The organism is Streptomyces sp. H39-S7 (genome assembly GCF_027158205.1).
Taxonomy (GTDB): domain Bacteria; phylum Actinomycetota; class Actinomycetes; order Streptomycetales; family Streptomycetaceae; genus Actinacidiphila.
Genome location: NZ_JAPVLU010000032.1, coordinates 73,309 through 94,616 on the forward strand (window position 1 = coordinate 73,309; position 21,308 = coordinate 94,616).

Below are 21,308 nucleotides of genomic sequence, written 5' to 3' on the forward strand. Positions count from 1 at the left end.
ATCCCGACGGCCTGTCGGGAACAACGCTCCTCAAGTCCTTCCACCCCGGCTGTGCGTTCATTCCGGACAAGAGGCAGGATGATGCCCACCACCCGCGTACCGTGGACCATGGACGCGGGGGCGAGGGAAGGAGACCGATGGCAGGCAAGAGCAGGTTGTCCGAGTGGCTGCGCCGCCGATCGGCAGGCTCGGACAGCGATCCCGGATCTGCTCCCGCCCTGGCCCGCGAGGAACTGGTCCAGGCCGCGGCCGCCGCCGGCTTCCCCGTCGCACCGGCCGCCCACCCGTCGGGCTACGGCTGTTCCTGCGACCGCGTGGGCTGTCCCACCCCGGGCATGCACCCGGTCTCGTTCGCCTGGCACACCCAGGCCACCACCGATCCGCAGAAGATCGAGCAGTGGCTGCACACCCAGCCGCTCGCGAACTTCATCTCCGCCACCGGCGCCAGCCACGACGTCCTGGACGTACCGGCCGACGCGGGCGCCATCGCCCTGGAGCGGCTCGCGGCCGAGGGCGGGGAGGCCGGCCCGGTCGCCGCCTACGGGGACGACCGCCTGCTGTTCTTCACCGCCACCCGCGGCACCCCCGTCGACGAGGACGAGTGGTGGCCCTGCGAGCTGGACTGCCATCCCGAGACCGTCGACGAGCACCCCGGCCTGCGCTGGCACTGCCGCGCCAGCTACGTCCTGCTGCCGCCGGCCAAGCTGCCCACCGGCGGCTCCGTGACCTGGCTGACCGACCGCGGTCCCGACCGTCCGCTCCCCGACCCGCTGCCGCTCCTGGAAATCCTCATGGACGCCTGCGCGCAGGTCGAGTACGTGCCCGAGACGGTGGGCTGGCGGCTCTGACCCGCCCGGCCCGGCCCCTGCCGGGCTGCCGTCACTCGCCCTTGGCGGAGACCAGGCCCTGCAGACGGCCCAGGAAGTCGACCTTCCCCTGGGCATCGTTCGCCGGCGGGACCGTGACGGCCTGTTCGGCCACCCGGACCAGCGTGACCGAGTTCTTCGGGGTGCCGGTCATCAGCGCCTTGGTGTCCGGGTCGTCGACCTTCAACGGCTTGCCCGGTGTGGTCAGCCGCGACTGGTGGCGGGAGGCGAAGAACACCACCGCCCCGCCGTCCGTGGTCCGCAGCCCCACCGGCGGGAACTCGCCCGCGTCCACCGGCTGGTCGGCGTACTCGGTGACCGCGGCCGAGGTGCTCGCGCCCTTGCGGCGCTGCTGGCGCACCTGCGAAGTCTGCGCGCCGTCGGCGAAGGCCAGCGTCGCGGCGGTGCCGGTCTGCAGGTACGAGGTGTACGCGGCGCTGAGCCGGCCGGGCTCGACCAGCAGCCCCGAATCGTCCAGCGGCACCGGCTCGGCGTAGCCGTCGTGGTCCAGAACGAACTTCGGCATCCGGTCGGCCGCGATCACCGCCAGGTACGAGGCCTTCCACGGGTCGCTCACGGCGGACCGCTGGAAGAGCAGCAGCCAGTGGGCGTCGCCGCTGGCGTTGCTGAGGACGTCGGCGGCGAACCACTTGGGCCAGCCGCGCTGCTTCGGTATCAGGAAGCGCGCGTCGGTGAGCTTGAGCGGCACCGCCGCCGGATTGCCCTCCGGGTGGTTGGCGTGCCGCGCCGTCATGCTCCCGTGGTCCATCGCGCCGAGCGCACCGGTCTCGGCCTTCGCCAGCACCGCCGGGTCGTAGCTCCGCTTGGCTTCGTTGTTGAGCCGGGTGAAACGGTCGAGGGCCTTGGCGGCCTCAGCCTTCGTCACCGCCGGCACGAGCGCCCGCTCCCCGTGCACGGTCACGCATCCCGTCACCGGCATCAGCGTGAGCAGCAGAACTGCGGCTGTCAGGGACAACCTGCGGCGGGTCATTCGGCGTCGGCTCCTTCGGGGCTGCTGCGGTCGGCGCAACCCTACCGGGGGCGAGGAAGAAGGCCATGGTCGGTACGAGATACAGCGCCCACACCGTGACCTGGACGACGGTCGGGTCCGGCTGGAAGTTGAGGACGCCCTTCAACAGGGTTCCGTACCAGCTGTCCTGAGGGATCGTGGAACTGATGTCGAAGGCCGTCGAGCCCAGGCCCGGCAGCCAGTCGGCCTCCTGCAGATCGTGCACGCCGTAGGCGAGCACGCCCGCGGCGACCACGACCAGCATGGCGCCGGTCCAGGTGAAGAACTTCGCCAGGTTGATCCTGAGCGCGCCGCGGTAGAAGAGCCAGCCGAGCACCACCGCGGTGAGCAGGCCCAGCGCGACGCCGGTCAGCGGCTCCGCCGACCCGTCCTCGGAACCGGCGGCCGACACGGCCGCCCAGACGAACAGCGCGGTCTCCAGGCCCTCCCGGCCGACGGCCAGGAGCGCGGTCGCGACGATCGCGGTGGTCCCCATGGCGAGCGCCGCGTCGAGCTTGCCGTGCAGCTCCTTCTTCAGGTGCCGGGCGGTGCGCCGCATCCAGAAGACCATCCAGGTGACCAGGACGACGGAGAGGATCGACAGCGAACCGCCGAGCGCCTCCTGCGCCTTGAAGTCCAGTGACGAGGAGCCGTACTCCAGCAGCGCGCCGAAGGAGGCGCTGATGACGACGGCCACGGCCACGCCGATCCACATCGGCAGCAGCGCTTCACGGCGCCCGGACTTCACCAGGTACGCGATCAGGATGCAGACGACCAGGCTGGCTTCGAGCCCCTCGCGCAGGCCGATCAGATAGTTGCCGATCACGGCCGGTCACTTCCCTTCGAAGAGGCCGCGGCCCCACCAGTCGGAGCTGTCGCGCACGCCCGGCGGACAGGCGAAGTGCGCGGAACCCACGTGCTGGATGTACTCGTTCAGGGCGTCGGTCCTGGCCAGCCGGTTCTGCACCGGGATGAAGCCGGACCGGACATCGCGCTGGTAGGCGAGGAAGAACAGCCCGGCCTCGAGCCGGCCCAGGCCGTCCGTGCCGTCGGTGAAGGAGTAGCCGCGGCGCAGGATCGTCGCGCCGGAGTTGCTGTCCGGGTGGGCCAGGCGGACGTGCGCGGTCGGCAGCATCGCCTTGAGGTTCGGGGTGTCGTGCTCGCGCTCCTTGCCGACCGCCGCGCCCTCGCCCTTGTTCCGCCCGAAGATGTCCTCCTGCTCCTGGAGCGGAGTGCGGTCCCAGGTCTCGATGTGCATGCGGATGCGCCGGGCGACGAGGTAGGAGCCGCCGGCCATCCAGGCGGCGCCGTCCTTCGCGGAAGCCCACACGTGCTGGTCCTGCGTCGCCCGGTCGCTGCCCGCGACGTTGTGCGTGCCGTCCTTGAACCCCATCAGGTTGCGCGGGGTCTGCTCGTCCGGTGTCGTCGAGGACGTCTTGCCGAAGCCCAGCTGCGACCAGCGCACGGCGACCTTGCCGAAGCCGATGCGCGCCAGGTTGCGGATCGCGTGCACGGCCACCTGCGGGTCGTCGGCGCACGCCTGGACGCAGAGGTCGCCGCCGCTGCGGGCCGCGTCCAGGTTGTCGTGCGGGAACGCCGGCAGGTCGACGAGGGCGGTGGGGCGGTGGGCCTTGAGGCCGAAGCGGTCCTTGCCGTCCTTCTCGAACAGCGTCGGGCCGAAGCCGATGGTGATCGTCAGCCGGGAGGACGGCAGGCCGAGCGCTTCGCCGGTGTCGTCCGGCGGGGCCTCGGGCAGGCCGCCGACGGCGCCCGCGCCGACCGGCTTGCCGGCCGTCATCGCGGCGGCGGCCGCCGTCCACTCCTTCAGCAGCGCGACGAGTTCGGCGCGGTCCTCGGTCTTCACGTCGAAGGCCGCGAAGTGCAGCCGGTCCTGGACCGGAGTGATGATCCCGGCCTGGTTGCTGCCGTGGAACGCGACGATGTTGCCCGCGGAGGCCGCCGGCTGCACATCGCTCCCGGTGCGCACGGCCGCCGCGGCACCACCTGCGGCGGCAGCGCCGAGCGCGATGCCGGCGCCGGTCCAGCCGATGACGGCGCGCCGGGAGACCGGGCCCCGGGCCCGTCCCGCCGTGCCGTCCCCGGCCACCCCGTCCGGCTGGGACGGGGCAGCGGCGGTGGTCTTTTCGTCAGCCATGGGGACTCCGTTACTTCGCGACGGCCGCGGCGAGCTTGGAGAGCGGCTCGGCCAGCGCGTTGACGCCGTCCGAGAGCTCCTTGCGCTGGGCCGCGTTCACGGTGTCGTACGAGACGAAGGTGTCGCCGCTCCTGTACTTGTCGAGCAGCGTGTTGAGCGCGGCGAACTGCTTGTCCAGTTCCTTGGCCAGCTCGGGGTTGCTCTGCGAGGCGACCGGCTTGAGCAGCTCGTAGGCCTTCTGCGCGCCGCCGACGTTGGCCTTGAAGTCCGACAGGTCGGTGTGGCTGTAGCGGTCCTCCTCACCGGTGACCTTGCCGGTGGCGACCTCGTCCAGCAGCTCCTTGGCGCCGTTGGCCATGCCGGTCGGAGTGATCTCCGCCGTGCCGACCCGCTTCTGCCAGCCGGTGAGGTCGGTGAGGAGCTGCGCGGCGAGCTGCTTGTCCTCCGCGGAGATCGCCTTGGTGACCCAGAGCGACTTCTCGAGTTTGTGCCAGCCGGTCCACTTCTGGCCGGGCTCCAGGCCGTCCTCGCGGGTGTCGGTCTTCGGGTCGATGTCACCGAAGGACTCGGCTATCGGCTCGGTGGACTCCCAGCCGGTGCGGGACGGGGCGAACGCCGCCTTGGCACCCTCGACATCGCCCTTGATGATCGCGTCGGTGAAGACCTTGACCTTCGGGATCGTCGCGTCGGCCTCGCTCTGCGCCCACTTGCGGTACTCGGCGACGGCCGTGTCCAGCCGCGGGTCGTTCTTCTTCGGCGCGCCGGCGCCGGTGACGCTGACCTTGGTGCGCAGGCCGTCGCCCTTCATGCCCGGCTTGCAGGTGACCTCGTAGTCGCCGGCCTTGAGCTCGGCGGAGATCTCGGCCTTGGTGCCGGGGCCGATGTTCTCCCGCTCGGTCACGATCTTGTCGCCCGGCGCGTAGACGTACAGCTCGTTGACCTTGGAGCCCTTGTTCTCGAACGCGAACTTCACGTGCCCGGCGGGGAACGTGGTCTTCGAGACCTTGCAGGAGTCGTCGTTGGCGGTGACCTGGATCGCGTCGGACGCCTTGGCGTCCGTCTTCTCGGAGCACCCGCTGACGGCGGCGAGCGCGGCGACGACCGCGACGGCGGTGACGACGGAGAGACGGGCTGCGGACATGCGGGGCTCCAGGCGGTTCAGGGACGCTCACGACAGGGGTTGGCCGGTGAGGCTGGCCTAACTTATCTGAGCCTTGCCTTTGTGGTACCCGCAGGGTCGCCCGATGTCCAGTGATTCCGGTCTCACCGGACGCACGCGGGGGCGCGTCGCGGCGCGCCCCCTGCCCCCGTCATGGCAGCGTGAGCACCTCTGCGCCGGTTTCGGTGACGACCAGGGTGTGCTCGAACTGGGCGGTGCGCTTGCGGTCCTTGGTGACCACCGTCCAGCCGTCCTCCCAGATCTCGTAGTCGTGGGTGCCCAGCGTGAGCATCGGCTCGATGGTGAACGTCATGCCCGGCTTGATCACGGTGGTGGCGTGCGGGGCGTCGTAGTGCGGCACGATCAGCCCCGAGTGGAACGCGGTGTTGATGCCGTGCCCGGTGAAGTCCCGGACCACCCCGTAGCCGAAGCGCTTGGCGTACGACTCGATGACCCGCCCGATCACGTTGATCGCCCGGCCGGGCTTGACCGCCTTGATCGCCCGGTTCAGCGACTCCTCGGTGCGCTCGACGAGCAGCCGCGACTCGTCGTCGACGGCACCGCAGAGGTAGGTGGCGTTGGTGTCGCCGTGCACCCCGTGGATGAACGCCGTCACGTCCAGGTTGACGATGTCGCCGTCGCGCAGCTCGGTCGAGTCCGGGATGCCGTGGCAGATGACCTCGTTGATCGAGGCGCACAGCGACTTCGGGAAGCCCCGGTAGCCGAGGTCGGAGGGGTAGGCCCGGTGGTCGCACATGTACTCGTGCGCGACACGGTCCAGCTCGTCCGTGGTCACCCCCGGGGCGATGTGCCGGGCGGCCTCGACCATCGCCCGCGCGGCGATCTGCGACGCGATCCGCATCTTCTCCACGGTTTCGGCGTCCTGGACCTCCGGCCCGGTGTACGGAGTGGGCGCGGGCCTGCCCACGTACTCGGGCCGCGGGATCGAGGCGGGCACCGGGCGCGGCGGGGAGAGCTTGCCGGGAACGAGAAGCGACTGACCAGACATGCCGACGAGTGTATCGGCGGGCGATCGGGCAGGCTGGCGGCAGGTACTCGTACATCAGGAGGTGGTCATGGCACTGTTCAGGGCGAAGAAGCCGGCCGGCAAGCCGGGCGAATGGTTCTACTGCCTGGAGCACAGGAAGGTGGAGGAAGGACCCGAGTGTCCGGCCAAGGACCGGTTCGGGCCCTACGCCGACCGGGCCGAGGCCGAGCGGGCGATGCAGACGGCGGCCGACCGCAACCTCGCATGGGAGACGGATCCCCGCTGGCACGACAAGCCCGGGGGCGCCGACGACGAGCCCGGCCCGTCCGGCCCCTGAGGGCCCGGACTCAGACCGCTGAGGCCGCCGCGGACGCCGGAGATCCGGCGGGCGCGGCGGGCGTGGCGGCGGGCCCGGGGCCGGCCTTGGCCTTCCGCATCCGCACCGCGTGTTCGTTGGTGCGGGCGTCGTAGGACATCAGTCCGGGCAGCGCCAGGGCCAGCAGCCCCACGGCGGCGACACAGGCCGCGCCGCCGCTCCAGACCGAGGTACGGGCGCTGGTCAGTGCCGCCATGCCGCCGGCCCTCACCTGGCCGAGCTGCGGCCCCACCGAGTACGACAGCAGCTCGATGCCGGCCAGCCGGCCGCGCAGCTCGTCGGGGATCGTCTGGTTCCACATGGTGCTCCGGCCGATGCCGCTGACCATGTCGCAGCCGCCGGCGACCGCCAGCAGGAGCAGGACCAGCCAGATGTTCGCCATCCACCCGGCGACCGCCATCGCCGCCCCCCAGCCGATCGCCGAGACCACCACCAGCCGGCCGTGCCGGTGGATCCGCGACGTCCAGCCGCTGGTCACGCTGACCGCGAGCGAGCCGACCGACCCGGCCGCGTACATCAGGCCCAGCGCCCAGGGGGCGTGCAGATCGTCGGCGAGGAACGGGAAGATCGCGGTCGGGAAGGCGAAGAACATCGCCGCCATGTCGATCGCGTACGTGCCGAGCAGTTCCTTGCGGCCCCAGGCGTAGCGGGCGCCCTCCGCGATGCCGCGCAGCGACGGCTTCTCCGCGTCGTACGCCGCCGGTGACGGCCGCAGCCCCAGGGCCAGGACGACCGAGACGGCGAACGTCCCGATGTCGATGGCGTACGCCCACGACAGCCCCGCGAAGGCGATGAGCACGCCCGCCAGCGACGGACCCGCGATGGCGCCGACCTGCCAGCGCAGCGCGTTCAGCGACGCCGCCGCCGACAGCTGGTCGTGCGCGACGATCCGCGGCACGATCGAGTCCAGCGCGGGGCGCTGCAGCCCGGTCAGGGCGCTCGACACCGCGGCCACCACGTACAGCGGCCACACCATCGGATGCGGCAGCAGCGTGTTGGCGAGCAGCAGCGCCGACAGCAGGCCGAGGGCGGCCTCGCTGTAGAGGATCAGCTTGCGGCGGTCCATGGAGTCGGCGAGCGCGCCCCCGTACAGCCCGAACACGATCAGCGGCACCAGCTCGACGGCGCCGATCGCACCGACGGCGACCGCGGACCCGGTCAGCTCCTTGATCTGCACCGGCAGCGCGACGAAGGTCAGGAAACTGCCGAAGACCGTCACCACCCCGGCCATCCACATGAGGCGGAAGTCGCGCGAGGAGCGCCAGGGGGCCAGGTCGGGGAGCAGGGCTCTCCACCGGGACGGGGGCGGGCCGGGGTCGGGAAGGCTGTCGTTCACGGGTTCGCATGCTCCGCCTCCGGGCCGCGCGGGGCAAATGGATTTCGGGCCCGGCCGGATCTTCGCGGGCGGCGCTCGGCCGCTACCAGCGGGCTGGTGGAGGTGACGTCAGCTGGTCGGCCAGCCGGGACAGCCGGTCGCGGAGCGAGCCGTGGCGGCGGGCGGCCGGCAGGCTGTTCTCACCGGCCGCGGCGGCGACCAGGTGCTGCAGCAGGTCCATCCCCATCGGCGCCGTCCCGTCCGGCGGATCCTTCTGCCCGGGTTCGCGGGCCGCCTCCGGCGGTACGGTCAGCGCGTCGTGCGCCAGTTCCCGCAGCCCGGGGTCGCCCGCGTCCATCGCCAGCACCGTCGCGCCGGCCCGGCGGGCGTCCGCCACCCGCTCCAGCAGCGCGGCTCCCGGCGGCTGCGGGCTGGTCACGAACACCGTCTCGCCGCGTCGCGCGCCCTCCAGCCGCCGCAGTCCCACGGCCAGATGGGCCGGGGCTCCCGCCGGGATCCGGAACCGTACCAGCGTCGGCGACAGCTCCGTCAGCCCGCTCCACGCCGCCTCGTCGTCCAGGTGGGCCGCCAGATGCCAGGGTTCGTAGCCCGATGTCCCCACCAGCAGCAGACCGCCGGGACGCCGGTGCACCGAGGCCCGCAGCGACCCCGCGAAGGAGCGCGCGGACTGGAGCCACTCGGTCCCCGCCAGAACTTCCCGCAACAGCGCCACCCGTACCGCGTCCATGGCGGGCATCCTGCCGGACCGGCGGCACCGTACGGGGCCGCTCGTGGCACTTCCCCCGTAACGAGTGGCGGCGCGCCGCGCGTGGCAGGATCGCCCGCATGACTTCCCCTGACGATGTGAACACCGCCCCCGCGTCCGCCCCCGCCGCCCCCGCCAAGGCACCGGCCAAGGACCCCTGGGACCTGCCGGACGTGTCCGGCCTGGTGGTCGGCGTGCTCGGCGGCACCGGCGACCAGGGCCGCGGGCTCGCGTACCGGCTGGCGAAGGCCGGCCAGAAGGTGATCATCGGGTCGCGCACCGTGGACCGTGCGCGGACCGCCGCCGACGAGCTGGGGCTGGGTGTGGAGGGCGCGGACAACGCGGAGTGCGCCCGGCGCAGCGACATCGTGATCGTGGCGGTGCCGTGGGACGGGCACGCCAAGACGCTGGAGTCGCTCCGCGAGGAGCTGGCGGGCAAGCTCGTCGTCGACTGCGTCAACCCGCTGGGCTTCGACAAGCAGGGCGCCTACGCGCTGAAGCCCGACGAGGGCAGCGCCGCCCAGCAGGCCGCCGCGCTGCTCCCGGAGTCCCGGGTGACCGCGGCCTTCCACCACCTGTCGGCGGTGCTGCTCTCGGACCCGGAGATCGCGGAGATCGACACCGACGTGATGGTGCTGGGGGAGGTCCGCGCGGACACCGACCTCGTCCAGGCGCTGGCCGCCCGCATCCCGGGCATGCGCGGTGTCTTCGCGGGCCGGCTGCGCAACGCGCACCAGGTCGAGTCGCTGGTCGCCAACCTGATCTCGGTGAACCGCCGCTACAAGGCCCACGCCGGCCTGCGCGTCACCGACATCTGATCGTCCGGCCCCGGGGCGGCCACCGGGGCCGGCCGGGGTCGCGGGGCACGGCGGGGTGTGGGGGACAATCGTCAGGACCGTATGTCACCGGTTTCCGGACAGGAGCTCCTCCCCATGCCCCGCCTCGCCGTCTACGCCCTCGCCGTGTTCGTGCTCACGGCCGCCGCGGCCGTCGTCTCCTTCGCGAACGGCAGCTGGACCGGTGTCGTCTGGATCCTGCTGGCGGGACTGTCCAGCAACATGTGCTGGTACTACGTGCGCAAGGCGAAGGCCGCGACCAGGGCTCAGGAGACCCAGAATCTGAACAGCCGGTAGCCGTCGCTGATGGCGTACTGCGAGACGTCGAACCAGCCCATCACGGCGTAGACGAAGTCGAAGAACGCCCGGTTCACCTCGGGGATCCACAGACACCCGAAGACCGCCAGCAGACCGAACTGCGCGAACGGCTCCACCTGACGGCGGACGTTGTACGACAGCCACGGCTCGATGATCCCGTAGCCGTCGAGACCCGGCACCGGCAGCAGGTTCAGGACCGCCGCCGTCACCTGGAGCATCGCCAGGAACGCGAACGCGTCCAGGAAGCCGACCGGCCAGGAGTCCGTCGCGCCGAAGGCGAACGGCAGCATCAGGACGATCGCGAAGAGCACGTTCATCAGCGGTCCGGCCGCCGAGATCACGCTGTGCCGCCAGCGCCCCCGGATCCGGCCCCGCTCGATGAAGACCGCGCCGCCCGGCAGCCCGATGCCGCCCATGATCACGAAGATCACCGGCAGCACGATGCTGAGCAGCGCGTGGGTGTACTTCAGCGGGTTCAGGGTCAGATAGCCCTTGTCGCCTATCGTGATGTCCCCGCTGTGCAGTGCCGTGCGCGCGTGGGCGTACTCGTGCAGGCACAGCGAGACGACCCACCCGGAGACCACGAAGAGGAAGACGCCGAAGCCGGTGCTGGCGGAGAAGCCGGTCCACACCGCCCAGCCCGACACGGCCATGACTGCCGCGATCCCCAGGAAGATCGGACTGATCCGGTGGTCACTGCGGGTATCTGTGCTGCTCATACGGGGATGATGTCGCCGGGCGGCCGTAATTTACAAGCCGGCCCCGTGATTGAGGGCAAGATGGGGTCGTGCGTTACGCGATCCTCGGCTCCACTCAGGCATTCCGCGACGACGGTACCCCCGTCCCGCTCGCGGGGCTGCGCCTGCGCGCGCTGCTGACGGCGCTGGCCCTGCGCCCCGGACGGCTGATAACCGCCGAGTCCCTCATCGACGAACTGTGGGGGGACGGTCCGCCGGCTAACGCGACCGGCGCGCTCCAGGCCCTGGTCGCGCGGCTGCGCCGGGCCATCGGTCATGACGCGATCGGTTCCGCCGACGGCGGCTACCGGCTGTGCGCCGCCCCCGAGGCGGTCGACGCGCACCGCTTCGAGCGGCTGGTGGACGAGGGCGGCAGGGCGCTGGCCGACGGCGACCCGGTGAAGGCCTCCGACCTGCTGGAGGACGCCCTCGCCCTGTGGCGGGGAGCGGCGTTCGCCGACCTCCCCGACCGGGACACCCTCGCGGTGCGCTGCGAGGAACTGCGGCTGGAGGCGGTCCGGCTGCGCCTCACCGCCGGGCTCGCGCTCGGCCGCGCGGAGCGGCAGCTGCCCGAACTCGCCGGGCTCGCCGCCGCCCATCCGCTCAACGAGTCGATCCGCGCCCTGCACATCCGGGCGCTGCGCGACGCGGGCCGCACCGCCGACGCGCTCTCCGCGTACGAGGACGTCCGCCGCGACCTCGCCGACGAGCTGGGCACCGACCCGAGCGCCGAACTGCGCGCCCTGCACACGGAACTGCTGGCGCCGGAGACCGGCCGCGGACCGTCGCCCACCGCCGACGCCGGGGTCGCCACCGGTCCGCCGTCCGCGCCGGCCTCCCGCCGCTCGGGCAACGCCCGCGCCCGCCTCACCAGCTTCGTCGGCCGGGCGGCAGAACTCACCGCGATCCGGGCGGACCTGGCCACCGCCCGGCTGGTCACCCTGACGGGACCCGGCGGGACCGGCAAGACCCGGCTGTCGCAGGAGACGGGCGACCTGCTCGCCGATCGCTGGCCCGACGGCGTCTGGTACGCGGAGCTCGCTCCCGTCAGTGATCCGCGGACGGTCCCCGAGGCGGTGCTCACCTCGCTCGGGCTGCGCGAGACGCTGCTGCACCCCGGCAGCGCCACCGAGCAGGCGCTGAGCGCGGAGGGCAAGACCAAGGACCCGGCCAGGGCGCTCGCGGAGTACTGCGCGGGACGCAGCCTGCTGCTGGTGCTCGACAACTGCGAACACGTCATCGACGCGGCGGCCGCCCTCGCGGAGCAACTCCTCGCGCACTGCCCGGGCGTCACCGTCCTCGCCACCAGCCGCGAGCCGCTGGGTGTCCCCGGTGAACGGGTCAGGCCGCTGGACCCGCTGCCGGACCCGTTCGCCCTGAAGCTGCTCGCCGACCGCGGCGCCGCTGCGCGGCCCGGGTTCACGGTGGAGGACGACCCGGTCGCGTGCGCCGAACTGTGCCGCCGGCTCGACGGGCTGCCGCTCGCCATCGAACTGGCCGCCGCCCGGCTGCGCAGCCTCACCCCGCGCCAGCTCGCCGACCGGCTCGACGACCGGTTCCGGCTCCTGACCGGCGGCAGCAGGACCGTACTGCCCCGCCAGCAGACGCTGCGCGCGGTCGTCGACTGGAGCTGGGACCTGCTGGACCCGGCGGAACGGACCCTGCTGCGCCGGCTCGCGGTCTTCGCGGGCGGCTGGACGCTGGAAGCCGTCGAGGAGGTGTGCTCCGGCGACGGGATCGACGCCGCCGACGCTCCGGCCCTGCTCGGTTCGCTCGTCGACAAGTCGCTGGTCCTCGCCGACCTCACCGACGACGGCGCCCGCTACCGGATGCTGGAGACCATCGGCGAGTACGCGGCCGAGCGGCTGGACGAGTCCGGTGAGCGCGCGGTGGTCGAGCGCCGCCACCTCCGGTGCTTCCGCGAGTACATCCGTACCGCCGACCCCGAGCTGCGCGGAGCCGACCAACTGCTCTGGCTGGCACGGCTGGAGCACGAGCACGAGAATCTGCGGACGGCGCTGCGCCGCGCCGTCGAGCTGGGGGACGAGCAGGAGGCGCTGCAACTGGTGCTGGCCTGCGGCTGGTTCTGGGAGATGCGCAACTACCACACCGAGCAGATGACCTGGCCGGCCGCCGTGGCGGCGCTGGGACCCGACCCGTTCGACGAACCGGCCCTGCTGGAACCGATGGAGCACGGCCCGCTGGACACGCCGCCGCCGATGGGCCCCGCGCAGTTGGACGAGGCGCGGCGCTGGGTGCGGATGATGCAGCTCGTCACCAACGGCGGGGACGTGGAGAACCGCTGGGGCGATCCCGACATGGCGAGGGTCGGCCGGGCGATCATCGACGCCTATCCGCCGCACCTGCCGCAGAGCGCCCGGCGGCCGGGGCTGATGAGTCCCTTCGCGGCGTTCCTGTCCGGCGAGTTCGAGCGGATGCCGGAGCTGGTGGACAACCTGGTGGTGGGCTGCCGGGCGTTCGGCGGGCCGTGGGAGCTGGCGTTCGCGCTGCAGATCCGGGCGAAGATGCTCAATGACGTGACCGAGAAGCTCGAGCAGTCGATGGCCGACGTCCGGGAGAGCCGGGAGCTCTTCCGCCAGGTCGGCGACCGCTGGGGGATGGCCGAGGCGCTCGCCGCCGAGGCCGAGGCGACCGCGAACAGCGGCCAGTGGGAGCGCTCGGCGGAGTGCTGCCGCGAGGCGATCACGATGGCCCGGGAGCTGGGTTCGTACCAGATGGTGCCGCTTCTCAACGTGCGGCTCGGCGACATGATCATCAACACCGGGGACGCGAAGGTGGGCGAGGCGCTGCTGCGGGCGGCGATCGTGGACGCCGACGAGGTCGGCCCCGCCGCGGGCGGCTCCGCCTTCTACGGACGGGTGCTGCTCTGCGCGCTGCTGGGCCGCCGGGGCGAACTCGACGAGGGCCACGCCATCATCGACGGGATGCTGGTCAGCCCGCCGGTCGGCGTCCCGCTGTTCGTCACCGGGATGCTGCGCGGGATCAAGGGCTGGCTGACCTGCCGCAGCGGCGACCCGGTAGGGGGTCTGCGGTACCTGCGGGAGGGGCTGGACGAGCTGACCGCCACTACGCTCACCGAGGTCATCGCCCCGCGAATCGGCATGCTGCTGGTGCCGGTGGCGGTGACCATCCTGGTCGCCAGGGCGTCCTCCGGAGCCACCCCGCGCGAGCAGGCGGCGATGGCCGCCCGGGCCGCTACCCTGCTCGGCGCGCACGACCGGCTGCGACCCACCGTCCCCTCCCCACTGGAGCGCGAGGAGCTGGCGGACGGCCGGCGGGACCTGGTGGCGCTGCTCGGCGACGCCGCGTTCGAGAGCGCCTACGCCGAAGGCGATGGCCTCTCCGCCGTGGAGACCATCGCCCTGATGCGCGTGGAGGACTGACCCGGAGGCCGGCCCGGTCCGGGCCGGCTTTCCCGGTCGGAGGCCGGTCAGGTCTTGTTGCGGAACTTGCGTACGGCCAGCGGCGCGGTGACCACCGTGATGCCGACCGCCCAGGCCAGGGTGACCAGGACCGAGTGGGCGACGGGACCGCCGTTCATCAGGCTGCGCGCGGCGTCCGCCAGGTTCGACAGCGGATTGACGTCGGTGAAGGCCTGGAGCCAGCCCGGCATCGTCGTCGTCGGAGCGAAGATCGACGATCCGAACTGCAGCGGCATGAGAACGAGCATGGCCACCCCCTGTACGGCCTGCGCGGTCTTCATCGTCAGCCCCAGCAGGATGAAGATCCACATGAGTGAGGCACCGAAGACCATCGAGAGCGCGACCGCGGCCAGCAGGTGGAACACGGACGTCGAGATCGACAGGCCCAGGATGAACCCCATGATCAGCAGAATCGTGGTGGCGACCAGCATCCGGCCGATCTCCACGATGATCTTGGCGATCAGGACCGAGGACCGGGCGATCGGCATGGTGCGGAAGCGGTCCATCACCCCGGTGCTGAAGTCCTGGTTGACCCCGGTGCCGACGGCCATCGAGATGTTCATGCCCATCATCGCCATCAGACCGGGGATCACGTAGTTCACGTACTCGTGCTGGTTGCCCTTGCCCGAGATCGCGCCGCCGAAGACGAACACGAACAGCAGCGTGAAGATGATGGGCATCAGCACGGCGTCGAACATCGACTCCGGGTCTTCCTTGATCTGCAGCATGTTGCGGCGCGCGAGCGCCCCGATGTGCCGCAGATTGGCCCGGAGGCCGATCCGGCCCTCATGGTGCTGCGCCTTGGCGGGCGCGGTGGTGGTGATGACTGCGGTGCTCATACCGCTACCCCCTCTTCTACGTCGGACTTCTCGGTGGCGAACGCGGGCTGCTCGCCGGAACCGGACGGGTCGGCACCGCCGGACGGAGCTCCCTGGTCCGGCTTCTGGCCGGTGATGGAGAGGAACACCTCGTCCAGGCTGGGGAGATGCGTCCCAATGCCGGAGAGGCCGAAACCGCGGGCGCCCAGCAGCCCGACCACCGACGTCAGTTGCTCGTCGCTGAGGATCGGGACGTTCAGTACGCCCTCCGCGTGGTCGATGGTGGCGCCGGCCACCCCGTCCAGCCCGGCCTGCGCGAGCGCGGTCGACATCGCGGGCAGCGACACCGTGTCGATCGGCCGGATCTGCAGGGTGCGCCCGCCGACCTTGGCCTTGAGCTCGTCGACCCGGCCGTTGGCGATGACCCGGCCGCGGTCGATGACCGTCAGCTCGTCGGCGAGCTGCTCGGCCTCCTCCATGTACTGCGTGGTCAGCAGGACCGTGGCGCCCTCGGCGACCATGCGCTTGACCTCGGCCCACACCTCGTTGCGGGTGCGGGGGTCCAGGCCCGTCGTCGGCTCGTCCAGATAGAGCACCGACGGGTTGCCGATCATGGAGGCCGCCAGGTCGAGCCGGCGCCGCATGCCGCCGGAGTACCCGCTCGCCGGCCGCTTGGCGGCCTCGGTGAGCGAGAACCGCTCCAGCAGCCCGTCGGCGCGGGACTTCGCGTCCTTGCGGGAGAGATCGAGCAGCCGCCCGATCATGTAGAGGTTCTCCCAGCCGGAGAGCTTCTCGTCCACCGAGGCGTACTGCCCCGTCAGACCGATCACCCGGCGCAGCTGCCGCGGCTGCTTCAGTACGTCGTATCCGGCGACCCGGGCACTGCCCGCGTCCGGCTGGATCAGGGTGGAGAGCACCCGGACCAGCGTCGTCTTCCCGGCGCCGTTCGGCCCCAGGACACCCAGTACGGTGCCCTGCCGTACATCGAGGTCCACACCGTCCAGGGCCTTCGTCTCACCATAGTGCTTGACCAGCCCCCGTACCTCGACGGCGGCGCCCACTTTGTCACTCTGTCGCGTCGTCATGGGTCAACCATGGCGCGGCCCGCTGACAGCGGACCGACACGGCCCTGACACCGCGCCCACCGGCCTGACACGGCGATCACATGGCGCCGGCCGACACAGCCCTCAGGCGGTCGGAACGGTGACCAGGTGCTTGCCGGTGGAGGTGACGACGTCGAAGCCGGTGATGTCGGCGGGGGAGAGGCCCGCCGCGCCCTGGACGGTGAGCGGTTCGGGCTGCGCGGTGGTGCCGTACCCGGCTGCCGGGACCGACCAGGTGGCGACGGTCTGCCGGCTGCCGTCCCGGCCCACGGCCACGAGGCTGCAGGTCAGCGGGCCGTTGACCCCGGAGAGCCGGAGATCGATCTGGGTGCCCCACTTCTTGCCGGTGACGCCGACCGTGGCATTGGCCCCGGTCGCCGGGTCGCCCCCGGTGAACTGCACGGCCGCCGCCTGCGGCGACGAGCCGTCCTGCTGGGTGACGAGGACCGCGACGGCCGAGCCGCACAGGGCCAGCACTCCGCAGGCCGCCAGCGCGAGCACCAGCCGCCGGCCGCGGCCGGGCCGCCGCCGCGAGGGCCGGTGCGTCGAGATCTGCGGGGCCGGCTGTACGGGGGGTCGCGCGACGGGCTCGGGATAGGGCTGGTGGAAGGGCTGCGCGGGCGGGCGCGCGGACGTCGCACCCGGCGGCCACTCCCGCACGGGCTCCGGCATGCCGCCGCTCTGCCGCAGCTCACCGAGGAGCGGTACGAGTCCGCTCAGCTCGTCCAGCTGCCGTCCGCACTGCTCGCAGTCCACGAGGTGCTGCTCGAAACGCGTCATCGCGTCGTCGTCCAGCGCGCCGATGAGGTAGGCGCCGACCTCCGTGTGCGGGTCGAGGGGCGCCCCCGGCCCGGGTGCGTACTCGGTCATGAGGTGGTCACCCCTCTCTCCTCCAGTGCGTTCCTGAGCGCGCGCAGGGCGTAGAACACCCGTGAGCGCACCGTGCCGGGCGGTACGCCCAGCTCGTCCGCCGCCTCGTTCACCGTACGGCCCGCGAAGTACGTCTCGATCAGCACCTGCCGGTGCGCCTCGGTCAGATCGCCGAGGGCGTCGGAGATCGTCATGAGCCGCAGCGACCGGTCGAGTTCGTCCTCTGCGGGCAGCTGGTCGAGCGCGGCCGGCGGAGCCTCCGGCGGCCGGGACTGCCGGCTGCGATGGCCGTCGATCACGATACGTCGCGCGACGGTCACCAGCCAGGGCCGCAGCGAACGGGCCGCCGGATCCAGCCTTCCCGCGCTCTTCCAGGCCCGCAGCAGCGTCTCCTGGACGACGTCTTCCGCCAGATACCGGTCACCACCCACCAGGTTCAGCACAAAGCCCAGCAGCGCGCCCGCGTGTTCGCGATACAGCGCGCGCATGAATTCCTCTTCCGGGAGCGGCCCGGTGGCATCCCCGTCCACGGCGGCATCCTGTCGTACCGGGCGCCGCGGCGCGAGTGTCGGCGTTGAGTTGTTCCGCATCAGTAACCGTTCGACCCGGTATCGGACGGCGCGGGCGACTGCGCCACGCCCCCGGCCTTCGTGCCGTCCGGGGCCACCACGAACCAGGTGCCCCCGACACCCTGACCGTTGGTTTCGCCGGCCTTGGCGTCCCCGCCGTAGCGGTAGAGCGGCCGGCCGCCGAGCGTCGCCTGCTTGCTGCCGTCGGCGCGGGTGACGGTGCCGACGAGGTTCTGGTCGACGCCCTTGACGGCGCTGTCCCGGACCGCGGCGACGGGGGGCCAGATGGTCGCGCACTGCCCGGCGCAGTTGGACACCGGCGGAGCCGTTCTGTCCTTGTCGAACCGGTAGAGCGTGAAGCCCTGGGCGTCCGTGACGATCGCGCCCAGCTTGGCGTCCCGCCCGGTCGCCAGCCCGGCGCCGCCCGCGGCCGACGAGGACGAGGCGGGGGGAGGCGACGCGGTTCCGCCGTAGTCGTTCGAGGATCCGCACGCGCTGAGTGCCAGCAGCGCCGCGGCGGCGCACGCTCCGGCCGCCGCCGTCCTGCCGGTGAGGGTGATGGGCATGATGACTTCCCGTACTGTGCGGGGTTCGCCGCCGCTGGCGGCGCTCACCCTGTAGTACGCATCCCGGACCCGGACGACTCACCCGCGGGCGAACGAGTCCTTCCGGATCCGGGAGTGCCTCACGTCCTAGTGGAAGCTGTGCTCCTCGGCCGGGTACGCCCCGCCGGTGACGTCCTCGGCGAAGGCCTTGGCCGCGTCGCCGAGCGCCGAGCGCAGCTGCGCGTACTGCTTGACGAAGCGCGGCACGCGGTCGCCGGTCATGCCCGCCATGTCGGTCCACACCAGCACCTGGGCGTCGCACTCGGCCCCGGCGCCGATGCCGACGGTCGGGATGTGCAGCGACCGGGTGACCTCGGCGGCCAGATCGGCCGGCACCAGCTCCAGGACGACCGCGAAGGCGCCGGCGTCCTGCGCCGCCTTCGCGTCGCGCAGCAGCTGGTGGGCGGCCTCGTCACCGCGGCCCTGGACGCGGTAGCCCATGGCGTTGACGGACTGCGGGGTCAGGCCGAGGTGCGACATGACCGGGATCCCGGACCGGACGATCAGCTCGGTCTGGGCCAGCGAGCGCTCGCCGCCCTCCAGCTTGACCGCCTGCACCCCGGCCTCCTTGACCAGCCGGGTCGCGCTGCGCAGCGCCTGGACCGGGCCCTCCTGGTAGGAGCCGAACGTGAGGTCGCCGACGATCAGGGCGCGGCTGGTGCCGCGGACGACGGCCGCGGAGAGCATCGTCATCTGGTCCATGGTGACCGGGACGGTGGTGTCGTAGCCCAGGTGACAGTTGCCCATCGAGTCGCCGACCAGCAGCACCGGGATTCCGGCCTCGTCGAAGACGGAGGCGGTCACGGCGTCGTAGGCGGTGAGCATGGGCCACTTCTCGCCGCGGTCCTTGGCGGCGGTGATGTCGCGGACGGTGATACGGCGCGTGCCCGTGCCCCCGTACAGCGCGCGGACGCTGTCGGATTGCTTCTGGGCAGCCGGAATCTGCGTCATTGCAACGGCTCCTTCAGTCATCTCGAGGCACCCTGACGGCGTCCCCGGATCCCTTCCATGCTGGCACGTGCGGGCGCCAACGCAAAGAGCCCCCTTATTTTTACCCCTGCTTTACGATACGAGACGGTCCCGTATCGGAAATGCGGGCTAGCGTGGAGCCATGTCCATACCCTCGAGTCAGAGCCGGGCCATCCCCGAGGCGATCCACCGCCGCCGGTGGGCGGTCCTCACCGTCCTGCTGTTCAGCCTCCTGGTGGTGGTGCTGGACAACTCCATCCTCAATGTGGCGATGAAGACGATCGCCCAGCCCGCCCCCACCGGCCTCGGCGCCACCCAGAGCCAGCTCGAATGGGCGATCAACTCCTACACCCTGGTCTTCGCGGGGCTGCTGTTCACGGCCGGGCTGCTGGGTGACCGGCTGGGCCGCAAGAAGGTGCTGCTCTTCGGCATGCTCGTCTTCGGCATCGGCTCCGCGCTCTCCGCGGTGTCCGACTCGTCGGGGCAGCTCATCGCCTTCCGTGCCGTGATGGGCTTCGGTGGCGCGTTCATCATGCCCGCGACGCTCGCGATCATCATGAACGTCTTCGAGCGCGAGGAGCAGCCCAAGGCCATCGGCATCTGGACCGGCGTGGTCGGCCTGGCCATCGCGATCGGCCCGATCACCGGCGGCGCGCTGCTGGAGCACTTCTGGTGGGGCTCGGTCTTCCTGATCAACGTGCCGATCGTGGCCGTCGCCCTGATCGCGATGGTCATCCTGGTGCCCGACTCGAAGGACCCCCACCCGGGCCGCCTCGACCCCGTCGGCGTGCTGCTCTCCGTCGTCGGCCTGGTCGTGCTGATCTACGGGATCATCAAGGGCGGTCAGCTCGGCGACTTCACCCAGCCCAAGGTCTGGGTGACGATCCTGGCCGGCCTCGTCGTGATCGCGGGCTTCGTGCTGTACGAGAAGCGCAGCGACCACCCCGCCTTCGACGTCAACTACTTCCGCAACCGGCAGTTCTCGGCGTCGGTCGCCGCCATAGGACTGGTCTTCTTCGCGCTCATGGGCGTGACGTTCTTCGTCGTCTTCTACACGCAGAGCGTGCGCGGTTACAGCGCCCTGCAGTCCGGCGTGCTGCTGCTGCCGCTCGCCGCCGCCCAGATGATCTTCGCGCCACGCGCCCGGCTGGCCGTCGACCGGTTCGGCCCGCGTGCGGTGTGCGCGATGGGCCTGGCGCTGACGGCCGTCGCGTTCCTCGGCTTCCTGCTGCTCGACCAGGACAGCCCCATCTGGATCCTGGAAGTGCTCTTCTTCCTGATGGGCACGGCGATGGCCCACGTCATGCCGCCCGCCACCGTCATGATCATGTCGTCGCTGCCGCGCGAGAAGGCCGGCTCCGGATCTGCCGTCAACAACACCTTCCGGCAGGTCGGCGGCGCCCTCGGGGTGGCCATCCTGGGCTCGCTGCTCTCCACCACCTACCGGAACGGCATCGACAGCCACCTCACCGGTCTGCCGGCGCCCGCCCGGCACGCGGCCGGCGAGTCCATCCAGGCCACCTACGGCGTCGCCGAGAACATGGGGCCCGCGGGCAAGGCGCTGCTGCAGCCCGCCAACGCCGCCTTCATCCACGCCATGCACATCACCGCGATCGGGTCCGCGTCCGTCGCGGCGATCGGCGCCGTCGTGGTGCTGGCCTTTCTGCCGCGCAGGGACGCCGTACCGAAACAGGGCGGAGACCGCGCCCCGGAGGCCGTCGGAGCCGAGCGATGACCGCGAACGGGACGGCGGCGGCCGGGACGGCCGGGCCCGACACCGCACCCCGCGGCCGCCCGCGCAGCGCCGCCGCCGACAGCGCGATCACCGAGACGGTGCTCCGGCTGCTGGAGGAGGGCGTCACGATAGGGGAGTTGTCCATCGAGGGCATCGCCCGCGACGCGGGGGTCGGCAAGGCCACCGTCTACCGGCGCTGGCCGGGCAAGAACGCGCTGCTGATGGAGGTGTTGAACTCGATCGACGAGCCGACGCCCGAACTGGCGGGCGAATCGGTGCGGGACGACCTGATCACCATCATCGACGCCATCCGGCGGCGCGGCCTCGCCAAGCGCTCGTCGGCGGTGATGCGCAACATCATCCTGCAGTTCCAGCAGGTCCCCGAGTTGTGGAAGCAGTACCACGACACCGTGGTGGTCAGCCGGCGCGACGCCATGCTCGGGGTGCTGGTGCGCGGGGTGCGGACCGGCGAGATCCGGGAGGGACTCGACCTCGAACTGCTCGGCGACATATTCGCCGGCCCGATGCTGAGCCGGGCCATGATGCGGCCGGGCGCGTCGCTGGAGGACGGGCTCTCGGAGTCGATCGTCGACACGGTCCTGGAGGGCGCGCGCCCGCGGTGACTGGTGCTGACTGAGTTGACCGTTATGTACGCGTCTTGTCACAGGGGA

At 71.7% G+C, this 21,308-nt stretch carries 21 protein-coding genes; 7 read left to right on the top strand and 14 right to left on the bottom strand.

Features of this window, described 5'->3' with window-relative positions:
* The first annotated feature begins 137 nt into the window (after window positions 1–137).
* Entirely contained in the window at window positions 138–848 is a 711-nt protein-coding gene (locus tag O3X23_RS27805) for a bifunctional DNA primase/polymerase (protein ID WP_269274319.1), read from the top strand.
* A gap of 31 nt (window positions 849–879) precedes the next feature.
* Here the strand turns inward: O3X23_RS27805 and O3X23_RS27810 are convergent, their stop codons facing one another.
* The 5 genes from O3X23_RS27810 to map all read right to left on the bottom strand — a co-directional run bounded on the left by O3X23_RS27810 (window position 880) and on the right by map (window position 6,198).
* Entirely contained in the window at window positions 880–1,857 is a 978-nt protein-coding gene (locus O3X23_RS27810; RefSeq protein WP_269274320.1) for a hypothetical protein, read from the bottom strand.
* Window positions 1,739–2,701, bottom strand: a complete 963-nt coding sequence (gene efeU / locus O3X23_RS27815; protein WP_269274321.1) for an iron uptake transporter permease EfeU — start codon at window positions 2,699–2,701, stop codon at window positions 1,739–1,741. Before efeU ends, O3X23_RS27810 begins: the two co-directional genes overlap by 119 nt.
* Window positions 2,702–2,707: 6 nt before the next feature.
* Entirely contained in the window at window positions 2,708–4,030 is a 1,323-nt protein-coding gene (efeB, locus tag O3X23_RS27820) for an iron uptake transporter deferrochelatase/peroxidase subunit (RefSeq protein WP_269274322.1), read from the bottom strand.
* A 10-nt stretch (window positions 4,031–4,040) separates the two neighbouring features.
* The gene (gene efeO / locus O3X23_RS27825; protein WP_269274323.1) at window positions 4,041–5,171 is read right to left on the bottom strand and encodes an iron uptake system protein EfeO; all 1,131 of its coding nucleotides are present in this window, start codon (window positions 5,169–5,171) and stop codon (window positions 4,041–4,043) included.
* Between the two features lie 169 nt (window positions 5,172–5,340).
* On the bottom strand, window positions 5,341–6,198 hold the full coding sequence (gene map, locus O3X23_RS27830; protein ID WP_269274324.1) for a type I methionyl aminopeptidase: 858 nt from the start codon (window positions 6,196–6,198) through the stop codon (window positions 5,341–5,343).
* Window positions 6,199–6,265: 67 nt separating this feature from the next.
* On the opposite strand from map, the gene O3X23_RS27835 reads away from it, so the two are divergent.
* Complete coding sequence (locus O3X23_RS27835; protein WP_269274325.1) at window positions 6,266–6,514, top strand: hypothetical protein; 249 nt, start codon at window positions 6,266–6,268, stop codon at window positions 6,512–6,514.
* A 10-nt stretch (window positions 6,515–6,524) separates the two neighbouring features.
* Here O3X23_RS27835 and O3X23_RS27840 read toward each other — a convergent pair whose 3' ends face one another.
* Both O3X23_RS27840 and O3X23_RS27845 read right to left on the bottom strand, forming a co-directional pair.
* Window positions 6,525–7,889 carry an MFS transporter gene (locus tag O3X23_RS27840; RefSeq protein WP_269274326.1) on the bottom strand — a complete coding sequence of 455 codons (1,365 nt, stop codon included), beginning with the start codon at window positions 7,887–7,889 and terminating at the stop codon, window positions 6,525–6,527.
* 82 nt (window positions 7,890–7,971) lie between these two features.
* Window positions 7,972–8,616, bottom strand: a complete 645-nt coding sequence (locus O3X23_RS27845) for a hypothetical protein (protein ID WP_269274327.1) — start codon at window positions 8,614–8,616, stop codon at window positions 7,972–7,974.
* A 98-nt stretch (window positions 8,617–8,714) separates the two neighbouring features.
* Here O3X23_RS27845 and npdG point away from each other — a divergent pair, with 98 nt between their 5' ends.
* Both npdG and O3X23_RS27855 read left to right on the top strand, forming a co-directional pair.
* Window positions 8,715–9,452, top strand: a complete 738-nt coding sequence (gene npdG / locus O3X23_RS27850; protein WP_269274328.1) for an NADPH-dependent F420 reductase — start codon at window positions 8,715–8,717, stop codon at window positions 9,450–9,452.
* A gap of 114 nt (window positions 9,453–9,566) precedes the next feature.
* A complete protein-coding gene (locus O3X23_RS27855) occupies window positions 9,567–9,767 on the top strand; it encodes a hypothetical protein (RefSeq protein ID WP_269274329.1) in 201 nt (66 codons plus the stop codon).
* Here O3X23_RS27855 and O3X23_RS27860 read toward each other — a convergent pair.
* On the bottom strand, window positions 9,737–10,507 hold the full coding sequence (locus O3X23_RS27860; protein WP_269274330.1) for a site-2 protease family protein: 771 nt from the start codon (window positions 10,505–10,507) through the stop codon (window positions 9,737–9,739). The genes O3X23_RS27855 and O3X23_RS27860 overlap by 31 nt on opposite strands.
* Window positions 10,508–10,575: 68 nt before the next feature.
* On the opposite strand from O3X23_RS27860, the gene O3X23_RS27865 reads away from it, so the two are divergent.
* On the top strand, window positions 10,576–13,929 hold the full coding sequence (locus O3X23_RS27865) for a BTAD domain-containing putative transcriptional regulator (RefSeq protein WP_269274331.1): 3,354 nt from the start codon (window positions 10,576–10,578) through the stop codon (window positions 13,927–13,929).
* Window positions 13,930–13,976: 47 nt separating this feature from the next.
* On the opposite strand, the gene O3X23_RS27870 is transcribed toward O3X23_RS27865, so the two are convergent.
* The 6 genes from O3X23_RS27870 to panB form a co-directional block, all read right to left on the bottom strand.
* Complete coding sequence (locus tag O3X23_RS27870) at window positions 13,977–14,807, bottom strand: ABC transporter permease (RefSeq protein ID WP_269274332.1); 831 nt, start codon at window positions 14,805–14,807, stop codon at window positions 13,977–13,979.
* On the bottom strand, window positions 14,804–15,871 hold the full coding sequence (locus tag O3X23_RS27875; protein WP_269274333.1) for an ATP-binding cassette domain-containing protein: 1,068 nt from the start codon (window positions 15,869–15,871) through the stop codon (window positions 14,804–14,806). Before O3X23_RS27875 ends, O3X23_RS27870 begins: the two co-directional genes overlap by 4 nt.
* A 102-nt stretch (window positions 15,872–15,973) precedes the next feature.
* On the bottom strand, window positions 15,974–16,759 hold the full coding sequence (locus O3X23_RS27880; protein ID WP_269274334.1) for an anti-sigma factor family protein: 786 nt from the start codon (window positions 16,757–16,759) through the stop codon (window positions 15,974–15,976).
* A complete protein-coding gene (locus O3X23_RS27885; RefSeq protein ID WP_443047993.1) occupies window positions 16,756–17,349 on the bottom strand; it encodes a sigma-70 family RNA polymerase sigma factor in 594 nt (197 codons plus the stop codon). Before O3X23_RS27885 ends, O3X23_RS27880 begins: the two co-directional genes overlap by 4 nt.
* A complete protein-coding gene (locus O3X23_RS27890) occupies window positions 17,349–17,894 on the bottom strand; it encodes a hypothetical protein (RefSeq protein ID WP_269274336.1) in 546 nt (181 codons plus the stop codon). Before O3X23_RS27890 ends, O3X23_RS27885 begins: the two co-directional genes overlap by 1 nt.
* Before the next feature lie 126 nt (window positions 17,895–18,020).
* On the bottom strand, window positions 18,021–18,884 hold the full coding sequence (panB, locus tag O3X23_RS27895; protein WP_269274337.1) for a 3-methyl-2-oxobutanoate hydroxymethyltransferase: 864 nt from the start codon (window positions 18,882–18,884) through the stop codon (window positions 18,021–18,023).
* Between the two features lie 160 nt (window positions 18,885–19,044).
* Here panB and O3X23_RS27900 point away from each other — a divergent pair, with 160 nt between their 5' ends.
* A complete protein-coding gene (locus tag O3X23_RS27900) occupies window positions 19,045–20,637 on the top strand; it encodes an MFS transporter (RefSeq protein ID WP_269274338.1) in 1,593 nt (530 codons plus the stop codon).
* Window positions 20,634–21,260, top strand: coding sequence for a TetR/AcrR family transcriptional regulator (locus O3X23_RS27905; protein WP_269274339.1), 627 nt, complete (start codon window positions 20,634–20,636; stop codon window positions 21,258–21,260). Before O3X23_RS27900 ends, O3X23_RS27905 begins: the two co-directional genes overlap by 4 nt.
* Window positions 21,261–21,308: the final 48 nt, after the last annotated feature.

What these genes read in the sequence shown, in the direction of transcription:
- O3X23_RS27805 (WP_269274319.1), top strand. Translation starts at nt 138, where the DNA reads ATGGCAGGCAAGAGCAGGTTGTCCGAGTGGCTGCGCCGCCGATCGGCA.
- O3X23_RS27810 (WP_269274320.1), bottom strand. Translation starts at nt 1,857, where the DNA reads ATGACCCGCCGCAGGTTGTCCCTGACAGCCGCAGTTCTGCTGCTCACG.
- efeB (WP_269274322.1), bottom strand. Translation starts at nt 4,030, where the DNA reads ATGGCTGACGAAAAGACCACCGCCGCTGCCCCGTCCCAGCCGGACGGG.
- efeO (WP_269274323.1), bottom strand. Translation starts at nt 5,171, where the DNA reads ATGTCCGCAGCCCGTCTCTCCGTCGTCACCGCCGTCGCGGTCGTCGCC.
- map (WP_269274324.1), bottom strand. Translation starts at nt 6,198, where the DNA reads ATGTCTGGTCAGTCGCTTCTCGTTCCCGGCAAGCTCTCCCCGCCGCGC.
- O3X23_RS27835 (WP_269274325.1), top strand. Translation starts at nt 6,266, where the DNA reads ATGGCACTGTTCAGGGCGAAGAAGCCGGCCGGCAAGCCGGGCGAATGG.
- O3X23_RS27845 (WP_269274327.1), bottom strand. Translation starts at nt 8,616, where the DNA reads ATGGACGCGGTACGGGTGGCGCTGTTGCGGGAAGTTCTGGCGGGGACC.
- npdG (WP_269274328.1), top strand. Translation starts at nt 8,715, where the DNA reads ATGACTTCCCCTGACGATGTGAACACCGCCCCCGCGTCCGCCCCCGCC.
- O3X23_RS27855 (WP_269274329.1), top strand. Translation starts at nt 9,567, where the DNA reads ATGCCCCGCCTCGCCGTCTACGCCCTCGCCGTGTTCGTGCTCACGGCC.
- O3X23_RS27860 (WP_269274330.1), bottom strand. Translation starts at nt 10,507, where the DNA reads ATGAGCAGCACAGATACCCGCAGTGACCACCGGATCAGTCCGATCTTC.
- O3X23_RS27870 (WP_269274332.1), bottom strand. Translation starts at nt 14,807, where the DNA reads ATGAGCACCGCAGTCATCACCACCACCGCGCCCGCCAAGGCGCAGCAC.
- O3X23_RS27875 (WP_269274333.1), bottom strand. Translation starts at nt 15,871, where the DNA reads ATGACGACGCGACAGAGTGACAAAGTGGGCGCCGCCGTCGAGGTACGG.
- O3X23_RS27880 (WP_269274334.1), bottom strand. Translation starts at nt 16,759, where the DNA reads ATGACCGAGTACGCACCCGGGCCGGGGGCGCCCCTCGACCCGCACACG.
- O3X23_RS27885 (WP_443047993.1), bottom strand. Translation starts at nt 17,349, where the DNA reads ATGCGGAACAACTCAACGCCGACACTCGCGCCGCGGCGCCCGGTACGA.
- O3X23_RS27890 (WP_269274336.1), bottom strand. Translation starts at nt 17,894, where the DNA reads ATGCCCATCACCCTCACCGGCAGGACGGCGGCGGCCGGAGCGTGCGCC.
- panB (WP_269274337.1), bottom strand. Translation starts at nt 18,884, where the DNA reads ATGACGCAGATTCCGGCTGCCCAGAAGCAATCCGACAGCGTCCGCGCG.
- O3X23_RS27900 (WP_269274338.1), top strand. Translation starts at nt 19,045, where the DNA reads ATGTCCATACCCTCGAGTCAGAGCCGGGCCATCCCCGAGGCGATCCAC.
- O3X23_RS27905 (WP_269274339.1), top strand. Translation starts at nt 20,634, where the DNA reads ATGACCGCGAACGGGACGGCGGCGGCCGGGACGGCCGGGCCCGACACC.